The organism is Paludibacterium purpuratum, from assembly GCF_004363805.1.
Taxonomy (GTDB): domain Bacteria; phylum Pseudomonadota; class Gammaproteobacteria; order Burkholderiales; family Chromobacteriaceae; genus Paludibacterium; species Paludibacterium purpuratum.
In genome coordinates this window covers 289,462-303,911 of record NZ_SNZP01000002.1, presented here as the reverse complement: position 1 = coordinate 303,911, position 14,450 = coordinate 289,462, and the positions used below count along the sequence as shown (strand labels likewise).

General features: G+C 59.8%; 25 protein-coding genes and 1 pseudogene. All 26 read left to right on the top strand.

What is annotated here, in order from left to right; genetic code table 11:
* Window positions 1-570: 570 nt before the first annotated feature.
* The 26 genes and pseudogenes from DFP86_RS19220 to DFP86_RS03285 all read left to right on the top strand — a co-directional run bounded on the left by DFP86_RS19220 (window position 571) and on the right by DFP86_RS03285 (window position 14,448).
* Entirely contained in the window at window positions 571-747 is a 177-nt protein-coding gene (locus tag DFP86_RS19220; RefSeq protein WP_166642132.1) for a hypothetical protein, read from the top strand.
* 765 nt (window positions 748-1,512) lie between these two features.
* Window positions 1,513-1,665, top strand: coding sequence for a hypothetical protein (locus DFP86_RS19215; protein WP_166642131.1), 153 nt, complete (start codon window positions 1,513-1,515; stop codon window positions 1,663-1,665).
* A 106-nt stretch (window positions 1,666-1,771) separates the two neighbouring features.
* Complete coding sequence (locus tag DFP86_RS19690) at window positions 1,772-1,900, top strand: hypothetical protein (protein ID WP_279526884.1); 129 nt, start codon at window positions 1,772-1,774, stop codon at window positions 1,898-1,900.
* Between the two features lie 2 nt (window positions 1,901-1,902).
* Entirely contained in the window at window positions 1,903-2,274 is a 372-nt protein-coding gene (locus DFP86_RS03390) for a hypothetical protein (protein ID WP_133678594.1), read from the top strand.
* Window positions 2,275-2,281: 7 nt separating this feature from the next.
* Window positions 2,282-3,223, top strand: coding sequence for a YqaJ viral recombinase family nuclease (locus DFP86_RS03385; protein WP_133678593.1), 942 nt, complete (start codon window positions 2,282-2,284; stop codon window positions 3,221-3,223).
* Window positions 3,220-4,350, top strand: a complete 1,131-nt coding sequence (locus DFP86_RS19685; RefSeq protein WP_279526883.1) for a RecT family recombinase — start codon at window positions 3,220-3,222, stop codon at window positions 4,348-4,350. Before DFP86_RS03385 ends, DFP86_RS19685 begins: the two co-directional genes overlap by 4 nt.
* Complete coding sequence (locus DFP86_RS03375) at window positions 4,350-4,601, top strand: hypothetical protein (protein WP_133678592.1); 252 nt, start codon at window positions 4,350-4,352, stop codon at window positions 4,599-4,601. The genes DFP86_RS19685 and DFP86_RS03375 overlap by 1 nt, the downstream gene beginning before the upstream one ends.
* Window positions 4,567-5,037: a hypothetical protein gene (locus DFP86_RS03370; protein ID WP_133678591.1), complete on the top strand. Its 471-nt coding sequence runs from the start codon at window positions 4,567-4,569 to the stop codon at window positions 5,035-5,037. Before DFP86_RS03375 ends, DFP86_RS03370 begins: the two co-directional genes overlap by 35 nt.
* A 51-nt stretch (window positions 5,038-5,088) precedes the next feature.
* A complete protein-coding gene (locus tag DFP86_RS03365; RefSeq protein ID WP_133678590.1) occupies window positions 5,089-5,535 on the top strand; it encodes a hypothetical protein in 447 nt (148 codons plus the stop codon).
* Complete coding sequence (locus tag DFP86_RS03360) at window positions 5,535-5,813, top strand: hypothetical protein (RefSeq protein WP_133678589.1); 279 nt, start codon at window positions 5,535-5,537, stop codon at window positions 5,811-5,813. Before DFP86_RS03365 ends, DFP86_RS03360 begins: the two co-directional genes overlap by 1 nt.
* Before the next feature lie 176 nt (window positions 5,814-5,989).
* Window positions 5,990-6,439 carry a hypothetical protein gene (locus tag DFP86_RS03355; RefSeq protein ID WP_133678588.1) on the top strand — a complete coding sequence of 150 codons (450 nt, stop codon included), beginning with the start codon at window positions 5,990-5,992 and terminating at the stop codon, window positions 6,437-6,439.
* On the top strand, window positions 6,439-6,666 hold the full coding sequence (locus DFP86_RS03350; RefSeq protein WP_133678587.1) for a hypothetical protein: 228 nt from the start codon (window positions 6,439-6,441) through the stop codon (window positions 6,664-6,666). The genes DFP86_RS03355 and DFP86_RS03350 overlap by 1 nt, the downstream gene beginning before the upstream one ends.
* The gene (locus DFP86_RS19210; RefSeq protein ID WP_166642130.1) at window positions 6,663-6,812 is read left to right on the top strand and encodes a hypothetical protein; all 150 of its coding nucleotides are present in this window, start codon (window positions 6,663-6,665) and stop codon (window positions 6,810-6,812) included. The genes DFP86_RS03350 and DFP86_RS19210 overlap by 4 nt, the downstream gene beginning before the upstream one ends.
* Window positions 6,796-7,104, top strand: a complete 309-nt coding sequence (locus DFP86_RS03345) for a hypothetical protein (protein ID WP_133678586.1) — start codon at window positions 6,796-6,798, stop codon at window positions 7,102-7,104. The genes DFP86_RS19210 and DFP86_RS03345 overlap by 17 nt, the downstream gene beginning before the upstream one ends.
* A complete protein-coding gene (locus tag DFP86_RS19420) occupies window positions 7,088-7,750 on the top strand; it encodes a hypothetical protein (RefSeq protein WP_208108203.1) in 663 nt (220 codons plus the stop codon). The genes DFP86_RS03345 and DFP86_RS19420 overlap by 17 nt, the downstream gene beginning before the upstream one ends.
* On the top strand, window positions 7,747-8,124 hold the full coding sequence (locus tag DFP86_RS03335) for a hypothetical protein (RefSeq protein WP_133678725.1): 378 nt from the start codon (window positions 7,747-7,749) through the stop codon (window positions 8,122-8,124). The genes DFP86_RS19420 and DFP86_RS03335 overlap by 4 nt, the downstream gene beginning before the upstream one ends.
* A gap of 73 nt (window positions 8,125-8,197) precedes the next feature.
* Window positions 8,198-8,362 (top strand): annotated as a pseudogene (locus tag DFP86_RS03330) (helix-turn-helix domain-containing protein); the annotation flags it as partial.
* 135 nt (window positions 8,363-8,497) lie between these two features.
* On the top strand, window positions 8,498-9,109 hold the full coding sequence (locus DFP86_RS03325; protein WP_133678584.1) for a DUF1566 domain-containing protein: 612 nt from the start codon (window positions 8,498-8,500) through the stop codon (window positions 9,107-9,109).
* A gap of 54 nt (window positions 9,110-9,163) precedes the next feature.
* A complete protein-coding gene (locus DFP86_RS03320) occupies window positions 9,164-9,652 on the top strand; it encodes a hypothetical protein (protein ID WP_133678583.1) in 489 nt (162 codons plus the stop codon).
* 35 nt (window positions 9,653-9,687) lie between these two features.
* Window positions 9,688-10,032 (top strand): four helix bundle protein, encoded by a 345-nt coding sequence (locus DFP86_RS03315; RefSeq protein WP_133678582.1) that lies wholly within the window; start codon window positions 9,688-9,690, stop codon window positions 10,030-10,032.
* Window positions 10,033-10,242: 210 nt separating this feature from the next.
* The gene (locus DFP86_RS03310) at window positions 10,243-11,391 is read left to right on the top strand and encodes an RNA-directed DNA polymerase (RefSeq protein ID WP_166642129.1); all 1,149 of its coding nucleotides are present in this window, start codon (window positions 10,243-10,245) and stop codon (window positions 11,389-11,391) included.
* A gap of 509 nt (window positions 11,392-11,900) precedes the next feature.
* Window positions 11,901-12,425 carry a dATP/dGTP pyrophosphohydrolase domain-containing protein gene (locus DFP86_RS03305; protein ID WP_208108202.1) on the top strand — a complete coding sequence of 175 codons (525 nt, stop codon included), beginning with the start codon at window positions 11,901-11,903 and terminating at the stop codon, window positions 12,423-12,425.
* Window positions 12,422-12,823: a DUF7694 domain-containing protein gene (locus tag DFP86_RS03300; protein WP_133678580.1), complete on the top strand. Its 402-nt coding sequence runs from the start codon at window positions 12,422-12,424 to the stop codon at window positions 12,821-12,823. The genes DFP86_RS03305 and DFP86_RS03300 overlap by 4 nt, the downstream gene beginning before the upstream one ends.
* Entirely contained in the window at window positions 12,805-13,509 is a 705-nt protein-coding gene (locus tag DFP86_RS03295) for a hypothetical protein (protein WP_133678579.1), read from the top strand. The genes DFP86_RS03300 and DFP86_RS03295 overlap by 19 nt, the downstream gene beginning before the upstream one ends.
* Window positions 13,510-13,591: 82 nt before the next feature.
* Window positions 13,592-13,921: a hypothetical protein gene (locus DFP86_RS03290; protein ID WP_133678578.1), complete on the top strand. Its 330-nt coding sequence runs from the start codon at window positions 13,592-13,594 to the stop codon at window positions 13,919-13,921.
* Window positions 13,922-13,977: 56 nt separating this feature from the next.
* Window positions 13,978-14,448: a hypothetical protein gene (locus DFP86_RS03285; RefSeq protein ID WP_133678577.1), complete on the top strand. Its 471-nt coding sequence runs from the start codon at window positions 13,978-13,980 to the stop codon at window positions 14,446-14,448.
* The last annotated feature ends 2 nt before the right edge of the window (window positions 14,449-14,450 follow it).

Below are 14,450 nucleotides of genomic sequence, written 5' to 3'. Positions count from 1 at the left end.
TGCTTGAATCATAAAAGCATTGCTTGTATATTCACTCCAACAGCCCAACGCACCGGGCTCCAGGCAGGCCCTGGGCCGAGTAAGCCGATCACCTCGAACCGCGTCACGGCGCCGAGTGAATCAGATCAGCGGATGCAGCCCACGCCAACGCAACGCGCCTTCGATCCTTAACAAAATGCATGCGGTACAGGCACTCGCCGAGATCAGGCCGACGGCAATCGGCTTGCGAAGAGAGTGCCACCAACACCGGCACACGAACCGATGCGACCCAGCAATGGGAGGCCTGGCGGCCAAGACGCAGAGGAGGGGAGTGGAGATCCGGATTTGTGACCCCTGCCAACGCGGGGGCACATGTAACGGGCGGCGTGGAAAGCTGCATCTCAGCGAATCGAGATGCTGGAGACACGCGGGAAGCGCGGGAACAAGCGCGCATGTGGGCAGCCATCAGGCTGACGAAGTTCCGGGCATCGGCATGATCACCTCAGACGAGGCAATTACCCGAGAAGAGCACCGATGCCAACCGCCGGATTAGCGCCCGGCCCCGCTACATGTGATCAACAGGAGAACGAAATGGCATACGTTCTAATCATCTGGCTTCACGCCGGAATGATGAGCCACAACGACGATGTGGCAATAACCAGTATCCGCTTCAACACCGTTCAGGCTTGCGAAACGGCAGCAAAGGCAATTGAAAGCCAAGCGGGTAGTACGGTTCAGAAAGGGCACCACATATGTATCAAGGATTGATGCCCGACACGCGGGCGCCTGACCAAAGCTCCGATCAGTCGGGAATGGGAAAGATAGTTCGACTTTAAGACACAGTTTCCCTGACAGCCGGCAAAGACCGGCAACATTTCCAAGGCAGCGCGGACGCCATAGACCGCGTAACCAACTCGACGGAGGCTCATATGCAAACGGCCGGGGAAAGCCCGGCGCGCCGCTTCACTCGAGGCGGCACCGTTTAGCCGCTTTACCCGATGAACGACGCCAAGTGATTCGGGAGCCTGGCCGGTTGCGGGCAATCCCCGTGAAGCGGCTAAACAGTGTGTAGCAACGCAGACCAGGGACGAGCACCGGGACGCCGCAAGGCGTGACCGCTTCGGGGCGTGCGAACTGTCCCAATCGCTCGAAGTTCGCTACAGCAGTCGGCAGCCCTCACAGGGGTAGCCTGATGCCGACCGGGGTAGTTACCCGAAAGCACATCAAACCATGTGTTTCCGGGTGGGTATCCCACCAGCGCGCCGGCCGTTCGCCGGTATGGTTGTACGTAGGTAGGTTGAACACGCGACAACAGCGCAGCGCCGCCGGGAGGCGACCGCCTAAAGCGCGCCGGAAGGTGTAACCGGCCCGATGCGATGCATCGGCCAGGGGCTGGCGATTTGATCATCGTTGGCAGACATGGGCAATTTCGGTGTCGGCCCCTGACCGCTGCGTCTGCAGCTCATTCCCTCTGTTTCTCTAGCAAGACCCTTTGCCCGCCAACCCGCGGGCTTTTTCATTCAGGAGGTCACCATGTCAAAAGTGATTTTGCACCCGGCGTGCTCGCACAGCCCCGCCGCGGTGCGCGCCGTCGAGCAAGCCACCGGGCTGGTGGCCATCCGCACGCGTGGCGGCCCGCGCGTCATCCAGTTGGTAAAGCCGGCCACCACCAAAGAGGTGGCGTGATGAAAGCGCGCCTTCTCTTCATCCTGAAGCAAACCGTTGCCGGCGTGCTGTTGAGCGCCGGCTTTTTTCTGGCGATCGGCCTGGCCCAGCACTGGAGCAACTGATCATGACCCCCTTGTTCGCTGACTTTCGCGACTTCCTGGCCGTCGTGGCCAAGTCCTTCGCGTTTTCCATGGCACTGATGTGCGTTGCGATCACCTTCTTCGCCGGCCTGCAACTGATCGGGTGGTACTGACCATGAACCTGAAAATCGTTCTGGCAGCCGAGCGGCTGCTTCAGGCTTTTGCCAAGGGTGATGTCGCCGCCGTCGAGTCCGAAGCGGCGAACATCGCCGACTTCAATGTGGCGGGGCGGCGCAAGACCAGCGCCCACCACTACCGCGTCAATTTCGACGGCTGGGAACTGGTGGTGGCCGGCGAGTTCGGCGACGACACACCGTTCGTGCTCGAGAGCGTGTTTCTGACCGACAGCGCGGTCGATGTGACAGATCTGCTTGGTGGTGACGAGCTGATCGCCTTTATGGGCACCTGGCGCGAAGAACAAGAGGTGCTGCACGCCTGTGAACGCGCGGCCGAGCACATGGAATATCAAGACCGACTATCTGCATGAGGAAATCATGAACGCAATTACCCGCGACGAGTGGCTGGCGCTGCGCAATACCGGGATCGGCGGATCCGATGCCGGTACCGTGCTGGGCGTCAACCCGTACAAGACCGAGTTCCAGCTCTACCTGGAGAAGCGCGGCGAGATCGAGCCGGACGACATCAGCGAGAAAGAGTCGGTGCTGTTCGGCAACCTGCTCGAAGATGTGGTCGCCCAGGAATACGCGCGCCGCAGCGGCAACAAGGTAGAGCGCTGCAACACGATGCTCCGCCACCCGGAACACGGCTTCATCCTGGGTAACCTCGATCGGCTCGTCTGGCAAGGCGACAAGCGGCCGCAGTTCAAGGGCCAGATCCGCACCAACCATCTGCTCGAGTGCAAGACCGCGCTCGGCCGGTTCGTCGACAAGGAGCTGTGGGGACCGGACGGTACCGACGAGGTGCCTATGTCCTACCTGGCGCAGTGCCAGCACTACCTGGCCGTGACTGACGCTGAAATATGCGACCTGGCCGTCCTGCTGTCCGGGCCGGAGTTCCGCATCTACCACATTCAGCGCGACAACGAGCTGATTGAGGAAATGATCGCCCGCGAGGCCGAGTTCTGGGCGCGTGTCACATCCGGCAACGCGCCGGCGCCGGACTACGACCACGCAACGACCGCCGGCGTACTGGCAAAGCTGTACCCGGGCACCAATGGTCAGGAAATCGAGCTGCCGGATGCGGCGCTCCACTGGCAGCGCGTGATGGCGGACGCGAAAGAGCAGGTCAAGTTCTATGAAGGCGTCGCCGACGGCGCGAAGAATCACCTTCTGCATCTGATGGGCGAGGCCGCCGTCGGCCACCTGCCGGACGGTGCGCAGTTTACCCGCAAGGCGGTACAGCGCGGCGCCTATGCCGTCGACGCCGTCACCTACATCGACTTCCGGTTCAAGAAATCCAAGGAGAAAGCAGCGTGAATCAAAATACTCAACTGGCCGAGGTTGGCGATAGCGCCGGCCTGGCGCCGCGCTACGACGGTCCGGCGACAAGTACCGCCGCCCTGGTACTGGACACCAATAGTTTCGACAGCATGATGCGCGTAGCTTCCGTAATGGCGACCGGAAAGTCGACTATCCCCGCGCACCTTCGAGGCAATGCCGGTGATTGCATGGCGGTGATCATGCAGTCCATGCAATGGCAGATGAACCCCTTTGCCGTCGCGCAGAAAACGCACCTCGTCAACGGCGTCTTGGGGTATGAGGCTCAGCTTGTCACGGCCGTGCTGAACACGCGCGCGCCCATTGTCGGCCGTCTCAACTATGAGTGGTACGGCGAGTGGGCCAGGGTGATCGGCCGTTTCAAAGAGGTGCCGGCCAAGAACAATCCAGATGAAAAGCGCATCGTCAAAGACTGGTCGCTGGCCGATGAAAAGGGGTTGGGCGTCAAAGTCTGGGCGACGATCCGTGGCGAGAGTGAGCCGCGCGTGCTGGATCTCCTTCTTAGCCAAGCAGGCGTCCGGAACTCGCCATTGTGGGGGCAGGATCCCAAGCAGCAACTCGCATATCTTGCGGCAAAGCGCTGGGCGCGCCTGCACTGCCCAGACGTGCTGCTGGGCGTCTACACGCCAGACGAGTTGACTGAAACAGAACGAGAACACGACATCACGCCGGCGGGTGAATACCAAGAGCAGGCCGCACCGTCTCGCGCATCACGTACCGCGACGCTCAAGTCGAAGATTGGTACGCGCGCCGAGCAGCCGCCCGTCGATGTTTCGCCGGCGGCCGATCCGCGCAATCCAGGGCTTCTGGCCGAGGTGGTCGGCATGATCGCCAAGGCTGCCGGCGGCGCTGATCTGCATGCCGCCAAAGAGAAGATCAAGGATCTGACGCACGGGCAGGACGCCGCCGAAGCGCTGCAGGCGTACTCAGCGCGCACGGCATACCTCAAGGGCTTGGCGCAGAAGAAAGAGGAACTGATCGGCCGCGCGCAGTCGGCGAACGATGATGACACCTTGAATCTGATCGCTGATGAGGCCCGTGAACTGCCGGACGCACTGGCGCAAGAGGTTTACGACGCAGTCAATGACCGGCGCGAGACGATGTAATGGCCATCACGCTCAGCAAGCCGGTCAGCCTCTGCTACGAGCCGCAGAAATTCCGGTCCCTTCTGGCTGACGCCTTCAACAACGCCTCCAGCGACTGGGATCGGACTTTCATCGGCGACATGATCGATCGCCACAAATCCTACGGCGACAACATGCACCTGAGTGCATTGCAGCGCCATCACCTTGAACGCATTGCCAACAATTTGGAGAGCACACATGTCCGAAAACGCCATCATCGACCAGCTGCATGACCGCACCGTTGAAGAAAACGAAGTCGCTCAGGAATTCTTGCTGGGCGAACTGATCAAGGCCGCGACCAAGCCCATGAGGGAAATGGCAGTCACCTGGGCTGGCTTGTCCGAGCGCGAGCAAGAGAACGTTCTACGCCAGGTGCACCTGTCCTGCGAATCGGCAGTCCGCAAAGCGGTCGTCTGCATCGCTGCCGGAAACCGCGTGAATTTCCGCGCCGCGGTCGAGACGGTGCAATTCAAGCCCGACGGCGTCAAAGCCCAACTGACCATGGTCAACTGCGACGAAGCGCACGAGCTGGCGAACTACGCGGAGCGCACGGTCATGATCGTGATCGAGGATGGCTCCGACTTCCTGAAAGTTGGCGACGCCCTAGACGGCGAGCCCGACCAGCCCGCACTGTTCGACGACTCTACCGGCGGCCAGCTCGCCGCCTGACCAACAACGGCCCCGCCAAGTGCGGGGCTGTCCATTTCTGAGGGAAGTTCCATGATCCCCATCATCGTGATTGAAACCGAAGTCGAAGCCAGTAACGACGCCAGCTTCATCGAGCGCTTGCGCGCTGCGCTTGTGCGCGAGAAGGGCATGCACGCCGCGATGCGCGCGGCCTATGACGGTCGTGGCGACGTCTTGCGTGAATACTGGCAGCGCATTCAGGGCATGGACAAGGAAATTGTTCAGCTCAAGCACCAGGTGACCATCTTGCGCGACGGCAACGAAATGCAGGCGGAATTGCTACGTTTTCAGGATCAGGTCGACGAACTCGGCCGGCGCAATACCGATCTGGCCGCACGCGCAGAGCAGGCGGATCAGTTGGAGGCTCAGCTCGAGGCAGCAGACCGGCGTATCGACGAGTTGGAGGCTGCGCTGGCGATCGCTCAGCTACCGGCCGAGAGCCGCGACAACGTCATCAACTTGGTGAGGAGGGCGGCGTAATGCTTCCGATTGCCCAAGAGGTCGCCAAAGAGCACTACCTCGATCTGATCGCTAGGTTGACCGATCCGAGCGTTGAGCAACTGACCAGTTGCGCCAAGCGTGCGGTGATGGCTGCCGAGGTGCTGCAGGACGAGTTAGCCGCCATGTCGCCGCAGTATGCGCCGGCCAAGGGAATCAAAGGTTGCCCGGCATGCTTCGGCTCTGGCGGCAAGCGTAACAAGCCGTGTCAGGTGTGCCGAGGTACCGGAAAGGTGGATGTGTATGTGCTACCTGACTGAGCTGTACGGCTTTCTGCGCCTGCAGGCCATCGGTCGCACCACTCTGGACGAACTCCACGGCGCCGGCCGGAAACTGATTGAGGACGAGCTATGAACGGCTGGGACGCACTAATTCTCTTGGGGTTCTTCTGCCTGATGGCCTGGAAACGCTGGTTAGATCATAAGGACGATGAGCGATGAACACGCCCGTGTATGGCGCCGAAGCCCTGGTGCGGGCGGCGTTGGAAGAGGCGGCGTCATCTTGCGAGATGCACGCTATGGTTCGTGGAGACCGGCGAGAAAAGTTCATCGCGGAGAGAGACGCAGAACGTATCCGTGCTATCGCCCCCGACGCCATCATCGCCAAGGTGATGCCGGTTGATCCGGTGGCGCATTTGGCAGAGTGTCACGCATTCCGCGTATCCCCTGACGGACAGGATGCCGAAGGGCACGATTGGCTGGAAGTGGCCGAGCCGGACAACAAGGAGGCATTCGCCGTCTACGCCGCCCCCGTGCTGCCGGGATACGACGAGGTGCGGGAACTGGCGGAGTTTGAAAAGTGGGTTCAAGGTTCCGGGTTTGAAAAATTCCATGAAAGCATGTTTGCCGCATGGCAAGCCCGCGCCGCACTGAGGGAGGGGAAGTGATGCGACAGACCTTCGTGAAGGTAACGCTTACGGCTACGCGGACATGGAAAGACCCAGCGACCGGCAAGCGCCGTAGCCAAACCAAGACTTTCTTCCAGACGCTGAACCCGTTCAACCGAAACGCCGATGGCCAACCCAAAACTCGCGACGAAATCTATGTCGAGTTACGGGCCGAGAGCGAGGCGTGGAAGACCGGCCGCGCCGCACCGATGGAGCAAGGGAAATGATCTGCGCATCCTGCGGTGGCCTCGTTGAGTGGCAAGGGCCGATGAGCAACCTGACGCACACCCTCTGCCTATCCTGCGGCGCCATCAATAACCAGGTCGTCGAAGAGCCTGAGGAAGAGTATTTGGAGGATGAAGATCGTGAGTAACCGACCTCATTGTGATGTTCACGGCCTGTTTCAGCGTGGCCGGCAGACCGGCATGTGCCAGTACATCATCACCGGCATGGTCGAGTGCGGCCTCGACGGCGAATGTCAGCATCAATTCATCCCGGCGCTTGTGCGTGCACCGGCCGATGAGCAACAACACCCGTTGACGCCAGAGGAAGCGGAGAAAATATTGATTGAAATGTGGGGTGACTTATTGCCATCGGATCAGCGCCTAAGCGTTCAGGCCGATGAATCGGAACAAGGGGAGAGCGGACATGAACACGGAACGTGAATTGAAGATTGCAGAGGCGGTCATGAAAGCAGTTGATGCTGCATATCCAGATGACGTTGACAGACTGCCACTGTCATTGCCCGCCATCCTCGCCGCCATCCCGCCCGAGCCGGTGAGCGTGCCGGATGGGTGGAGGCTGGTTCCCGTAGAGCCAACGGAATCAATGCGCCAAGCTGGCGCGCAATATGCTGAATGTGGAATTTCGGCAAACGCCGTATACGGATATCGAGCCATGCTCGGCGCCGCGCCGAAGGTTGAGCTGACGGCGCAAGAAGAACGGCGCGTATGCATCAGCGATGAGTGCGGATGGATCGGCCCTCTTTCAGAGACCGTTCACCCCAAGCACGACGCAAGCATGATCCTCTGCCCGGAGTGCCATGAGGTGACAGAACTGGCGCAACCCGCGCAGACGCTGGCCGGCGACCCAATCCGCAAGCTGATTGGCATCCACACTGAGTATTTGGATGCAAACCCGTACTGCTATTTCGAGCTTGCGTACACCCGCCGCACCGATTGGATGGCTTGGATTTGCAGCAAGCCGCACGCAGATGATCCTGATCGCGTGGTATTAGCCTGCGGGCAAGGCAGCACACCCGAGGAGGCATGCGCCCGCGCCATCGCGGCCAAGTTGAAGGGCGGTTTATGATGGATGGCTTCTACCTGCAGGACTCACGCTCGTACGTTGGCAACGACATGCTGTTTTGGGCAAAGGATGGCGGCTACACGACTGACGTCAGCAAGGCGCAGGTCTATAGCCATGCCGAGGCTCAGGCAAAGCACAATGCACGCGAATCCGACATCCCATGGCCGAAGGCATATATCGACGCTCACACTCGCCCAGCCGTCGATATGCAGCATGTGAGGCGTGCCAAGGCATTGGCAGGATCTGGCATCGAACTGCACAAACCGCAGCGGCTGAAACCGGAAACCTATCGCTGCCATGGTTGCGGACGACTGATGAAGATCGACGACTACTACGGCGGCACCTGCCGCAACTGCGGTACAGACAATCGCCCGTAGCCCAGCCGAGTAGTTCGGCCAAACGGAACAACTGACCCGCCGCGCGCCGGATTTTTTACGCCTGGAGAAACGCATGAAACAGACCAAACTCGACCCGCGCGTTTTGCGCAAGCAACTAGGCCTCAACCAAACCGACTTTTGGGGCCGCATCGGTATCACTCAATCAGGCGGTTGCCGGTACGAGTCCGGCCGACCGATGCCCAAGCCAGTTCGAGCCGTTCTCGGGGTCGTGTACCTTGGAGAGAAGATCGAGCCTTACGAGGATCTGCGCGAGGCCGCCTGATGGACGAAGACGAATGGCGCCGCGCCAACCCCGGAACTCCAATCAATAGCCGCTGATGCGGCATTTTTTACGCCTGCAAAGGACTGAACCATGCAAAAAGCAATCGCAGCACACCTCATTCCTTCCGAACTCGGCACCCCGTTCGAGGGCGGATATTTCAACGGGCTTTACCTCGAAAACGGCCAAGAGCGCGCATCAATCATTGCCGGGCCGGAAGGCATCCTGAAGGGCATCTGGTTGCCGGACTACAAATCGGTGCCGGGCGCACGCAGTTTCACTGACAGCCTGGCAAACACCATCGCCATGGCCGAGGCCGGTAGCGAGCTGGCGCAGGAAGCGCTCGCGCTGCGTATCGGCGGCAAGGACGATTGGGGTATCGCCGCCTTCTTCATCCTCGATATGGCATACCGCAACTTCAAACCCACGGTGCAGAAGAACTATTGCGGATGGCTCGATGGTGTCAATCCGGTCAGCGTGCCGCCGCAGCTGCTATACACGCCGGACTTCCCGGCGCAGACCCGCATCGAAGCGTTCCGCGAGGGAGGCAAGCTGGCTTTGCCCGCGAAGTGGATTGTCTCTTCGACGGAGTCCTCCGAGGACGATGCCTACGGACAGACCTTCCACAATGGCTGCCAGGGCCTCAACGGCAAGGGTTACGAGGGGTTCGCCGTCGCAGTCCGCAGTGTAGCTGTCGCCCATTGACCCATTCACCCATTTAGCCCGGCATGCCGGGCTTTGCCTTTTCAGGAGCATGACATGTCCGAAATCGCCACCTTTGAACACAAGGAAGTCCGTGTTTCTGCACCACTTCCAATCCTGCAAGCCATCATGAAATCAGTATTCGAGCCGCCGGTTCAGCCTATGGCCAAGACATCGGCAATCTCGGGGCTGGTGCTGCACCCAGGCGAAACCTACGCCGGCTTGCTACTGAACGAAGAAACCGGCGAGCCGGCTGCGCACTTGATTCTGGTCGCCATGACCGACACGCGGCGAGGCTGGGCGGAGCAGAAGGAATGGGCGCTTGGAGCTGGCGGCAAACTGCCGAACCGACAGGAAGGCGCGCTGCTGTACGCCAATCTCAAGCGTCTGTTCAAGGACGCTTGGCACTGGCTCGAAACGGAGTGCTCCGAGGACTATGCCGACGAGCAGTACTTCGGCAATGGCGACCAGAGCGACGGCGACAAGGGTTGCGAGGGGTTCGCCGTCGCAGTCCGCTTGATTCCCGTTACCGATTCATCCCTTTAACCATTTAAGCGCGGCGTTAGCCGCGCGCTTCCATCATGGCACTAAGCACCAATCTCCCCATCTACAAAGATACCTACGACCTGACGCTACTGGTTAAGCGACTCGTTTCCAACTTCCGGCGCAGCTTCCGAAGCCACGGCGTGAAGTTGGACGAAGAGTGCCTTGAGCTGGCGCTGTTGATCTATCGGGCCAACGTGGCGCACGACAAGCGCCCACACCTCAACCAACTTCTTGAGCGGCTGCAAGTCGTGAATATTTTGCTCAGACAAAGTCACGATTTGCAGCTCATCAGTCGGGCGCAGTACGCACAGGCCATCAAGCTGACCGGGGAGATAGGCAAGCAAGCCACAGGCTGGCGCAACGCATCGCCTGCTGCATAGCCGTCACGGCGGCTATGCCTGCGCGATTTGAATCTGGTCGTGCCGCTTCCTCACAAGGGAACCGCCATGCGCAATGGGGAAACCACCGGCCTAGGCCGGCAGGTCTGGCGCAGTCGTTACGCTGATCGGCAACGCCTTCGGCGTGGCGACCTGTAAAGCACGAAAAGACGGAGTACTCCGAGAACAATGCGTACGAACAGAACTTCAACAATGGCAACCAGGACGACACCGGCAAGGATTACGAGGGGTTCGCCGTCGCAGTCCGCAGACTCAACCCAGCCGACTTTCGGCGCCATGGTGCAAGCCTATTTCGATTGCAGGAAGTCAAAGCGCAACAGCCGTTCGGCGCTAGCATTCGAGATAGAACTCGAACGAAATCTGATCGAGTTATACGACGAACTGATGGAGGGGCGGTATCAGCCAGGGAACTCCATTTGCTTCGTTATTACGCGGCCCAAGCCGCGCGAGGTGTGGGCGGCGCAGTTCCGCGACCGCATCATTCACCATCTGCTGTACAACCACGTCAGCGAAAGATTTCACCGATCTTTCATCGCCGATTCGTGCGCATGCATCCCCGGCCGCGGGACAAGCTATTGCGCCGAAAGGCTTGAGGGTCACATCCGGTCGATAACAAGCAACTGGAGTCAGCCGGCGTACTATCTCAAGGGCGATCTGGCCAATTTCTTCGTCAGTATCGACAAGCGTGTCGTACTAGACCGGCTGGCCCGCAAGATCCACGAGCCTTGGTGGATGGCGCTGGCCGAGCAAACCTTGATGCACGATCCGCGCAAAGGTGTAGAGGTTCGCGGGGATCCGGCGCTGTTCGATCTGGTGCCGCCACATAAGCGGCTTACTAACGCCGACGCCGACCATGGCCTGCCGATCGGCAATCTGTCGAGCCAGTTCTTTGCCAATGTGTTGCTCGACGGCCTCGACCAGTTCGTCAAACACAGGCTCAAGTGCCGCTACGTGCGCTATGTGGATGATTTCGTGCTGCTGCATGAGTCACCGCAGTGGCTGCACAAAGCCAGATTACAGATCGAGGAGAAGCTGGCCGCGCTGGGCTTGCAGCTCAACCCGCGCAAGACATTCATCCAGCCGATTTACCGCGGCGTCGATATGGTCGGCCAGGTCATAAAGCCATGGCGGAGAGAGACCCGGCGGCGAACGTACCGCCAAGCAATTCGGCGAACAGTCGGCGTGCCGGCCGAGAATCTTTTCGAGACCGCCAACAGCTATTTCGGCCTGCTTCGCCAAGCATCAGCAAGCCATCGCGACCGCTGCCGGCTCGCCAATGCGCTGCGCCGGCGCGGGCAGTCGATCAACCTGGGCATCACCCAAATTCACAGGAGAAAGTGATGGGATACGCAACTGAGCTGTACCTGTTTCTGTACTGTCAGGCGAGTGGCAAAGCTGCGCTCGATGCGGCGCACGCCGCCGGGTTATTTGGCCAGGACGATGCCGCCTGAAGCCAAGGCATTACCTACAGCTTAACCAGCCGAAGTTTTGACCAACCAAATAGTGGCCAAAACACTCAGAACAACGAAATAAATAGGCTACATGAACGTCGGAGACAGGGCGCTTTGCTAGTTCAGCAACGCTAGTGAAACCATCTTGTCCAGGATGTTTTGGGACTCGTGTAAGCAAGGCGTGAGGCTCACGGAAACTTTTGAAGTTATACCAATTAGCACATTCACACATCATTTTTCCTTCGGCTGTTATGACGAAGAGATTGTATATCAACGACAAACTCACAGAAAGATGCAGCATCGCAACTGCGGCATTTAAGCAACAAAATCATATAGTTACTTTCAATATCGCAACAAAGCAACAGCCGCCCCGAGCGGCTTTCTTTTTGAGGTGACAGCATGGACGTTCAAGCAATTACGCTCAAATTTCTACACGCCAACGGCTTCGACGGCCTGTACAACACTGACATCTGCGCTTGCAAGTGCGACGACCTAATGCCATGTGACAACCCCGGCGTGACTGATTGTCAGCCGGGATACCTACAGCCGGATGAAGAGGCGGAACGCCAGGGGTGTGATTTTGTCATTGGGCCGAACCGCACGCATTTCGACCTCATCGCCCACTTGCACCGCCAGCGCGCTTTCTCGGAAAAGACCTTCGGCCCCGGCGCACGCACGGCCGGCGTCTGCGACCACATCCGCAAGGAACTGATCGAAGTCGAGGCGAGCCCGAACGACGTCACCGAATGGGCAGACGTCATCCTGCTGGCTTTTGACGGCGCTTGGCGCGCTGGCTTCACGCCGGAGGAGATCGCCGCGGCGCTGGGCGCCAAGCAGACCAAGAACGAGGCGCGCACCTGGCCGGACTGGCGCACCGCCGATCCGAACAAGGCCATCGAGCATGTGAAGGATGGTGCGGCATGAACCGAGAACAGCGCCGGATGGCGCAGAAGGCGCAGCACGCGCATGTCGCCAAGTTTCCCGAACGGCTGGAAGCGGTACCGGCCGGGCAGTGGCCCAAGGCCCGCGCCGTGAGGCCGCCTTTCAAGGTCTGGCGAAGTCGCAAGTTCTTGGTGCAGGCATTCATGGAGGCAGAGGCGGTTGTCCGCCTTTCCATCTGCCGCACCAAGCTGGACGGCTCGCGGTGGGAGGACGGCATCACATGGGACGAGCTGCAAGAGATCAAGGCCGAGGTCGGTTATGCGGATTTCGACGCGGTTGAGATTTTCCCGCGCGCAAGCGATGTCGTGAACGTAGCAAACATGCGGCACCTGTGGGTCATGCCTGGCCCGGTGTCGTTCGCATGGAGGAAGACAGCGTGACCAACCTTGACGAACTGAAGCGGCGGGCGCTGGCGGCAAATAGCTGGCGAAATGTCACCGAGTGTTGGCCGCATGGCGAAAAGGATGGCGTCTTCTTTGTTGGCGCTGATGATGATGGGTATTTGTTCCCCGTTGCAAAAATTGATGCTGGGCAATATGTGGCGCCGGAAGAGGTGCTGACGCTGGCCGCTTTCTACGCCGCTGCGAACCCCGCCGCCGTGCAGAAGCTGATCGAGCGGGCAGAGCTACTCTCCGGCCATGTGACTGAATGGCTCTGCGATAAGTGCCGCACGATCCATCTGCCGCCCAAAGGCTTCGACCTGTGCTGCAAGACCCCTGGCTGTGACGGACTCTTGCGGCCATCTAGCCTGGAGCTGCGCCGAGCCGAGTCCGACCGCGACCGCCTGGCCGAGCGTGCTGATCGCGCTGAACGCGCCCTAATCCGGACGGGCTGGACGTATCTCGAAGGCGCGGCAGAGTGGAGGCCGCCGGTCGGGCCGAGTGCTTCGCCGCTTCTGGAACAGCTCGACCGCGAGCGCGAAAAGAGCGCCGAGCTGCTGGCGGCGCTGAAACGAATTCTCGCCAGCGATGGCCATTTCGGCCTGTATGACGCAGGCGAAAACATCAAGGCGCATGAGACAGCCCGCGCAGCCATCGCCAAAGCGGAGGGGATAGCAACTAGCTAGGCGCTATAATCCAACAATTGCTTAACTGACGATGGGCCTGGCTATGCCAATTCGCACGGTTGCACGACTGGATTACACGCGCTTGAATATCGCCGTTACTCTTGCACTTCGGTTCGAGACGGAACATGAAACCACGGACGAAGATCGCGAGCGAGAGCATAAATTTACCCGAAAAGACCTTGATAGCCAGTTCTGGCAAACTCGAAATGAGTTTTGGGAGAATCTGCCCTTCGATATTGAAGAGGCCGGGGTCTGGATCAGACAAGATCCTAATGGCACATGGAAGGCGACGCTTCCACCTCACAATTCAGAAGCCCCGGAGGTCTGCCAGCGAGATAAGCATCTTCTGCAGGCGCTCGAGCGTCTTTATGTTGCTTCAATTTTTGGGGCAAAAATCAAAATCCCATTTTGACCACACTCAACACTAAGCAAGCCGCCAGCCAGGCGGCTTTTTTCATGGAACCGAGCATGAGCACAAAACCCAAGCGCACGGCGCGGCCGGCGCGCAACCCTCTGTTGATGATCGCCGGTAAGCAACGGATCGGCCGAGACGACGCCGATCGACTGTTGTTCCCGCTCGCGGCGCATCTATATGAAGTAGCCGCCGGGCAGGGCTACGCGATCAGTATTCGCGTGGTCACTCTATTCGCCGCGGCGGCATACGATGCCGCGCTCTACTACAAGCACGACGCGCTTAAGCAGATAGCCGACAAGGCCGGCGATATGTGGATCGCCGGCGCACAGCGCTGTGCGGATCACGGCATTGCCGACCGGGTGGTGCTGACCGGCGACGAATTGAGGGCGGCGCGGTTGCTGGTGCGGGCGCTCAACGACCTGTTGCCCGGGATGGAAGTGGCGGCCTGGCGTGCTTTCGTCGACAACGCAAGGCGACGATGGGCGCAGTACGCAACTGATTCGGTATTCGCATGGGCCGCCTGAGC